The organism is Streptomyces sp. WG5 (assembly GCF_049974565.1).
Taxonomy (GTDB): Bacteria; Actinomycetota; Actinomycetes; order Streptomycetales; family Streptomycetaceae; genus Streptomyces.
Genome location: NZ_JBNGGC010000188.1, coordinates 1 through 557 on the forward strand (window position 1 = coordinate 1; position 557 = coordinate 557).

Below are 557 nucleotides of genomic sequence, written 5' to 3' on the forward strand. Positions count from 1 at the left end.
GGGCGTCACCACGTACCTCGAACTCGGCCCCGACGGAGTCCTCTCCGCCATGGCCCAGGAGTGCCTGACCGCCGAAGACGCCGCCTTCGCCCCGGTCCTGCGCTCCTCGCGCCCCGAGGCCGAGACCGTCACCACCGCGCTCGCCCACGCCCACACCCGGGGCATCGCGGTCGACTGGCAGGCGTACTTCGCCGGGACCGGGGCCCGACTGGCCGACGTGCCGACCTATGCCTTCCAGCAGGAGCGGTACTGGATCGACGTGCCGGTCTCGCAGGTGGGCGACGTGAGGTCGGCCGGTCTCGGCCGGGCGGAGCATCCGCTGCTCGGTGCGGCGGTTGAACTCCCCGATTCCGAGGGGTTGTTGTTCACCGGTCGCCTGTCGCTCGATTCCCACCCGTGGCTGGCCGACCACGCCGTGTCGGGCGCGGTGCTGCTGCCCGGGACGGCGTTTGTCGAGCTGGCCCTGCACGCCGGACAGCGGGCCGGTACCGAGCTGCTGGAGGAGCTGACGCTGGAGGCGCCGCTCGTCCTGCCCGAACGCGGCGCACTCCAACTGC

1 protein-coding gene is annotated in these 557 nt (G+C 72.7%); it reads left to right on the plus strand.

The genetic code is table 11. From position 1 onward, the window contains the following. The coding region (locus ACP4IX_RS36545; RefSeq protein ID WP_426558990.1) for a hypothetical protein at window positions 1-557 on the plus strand (557 nt) is incomplete at both ends.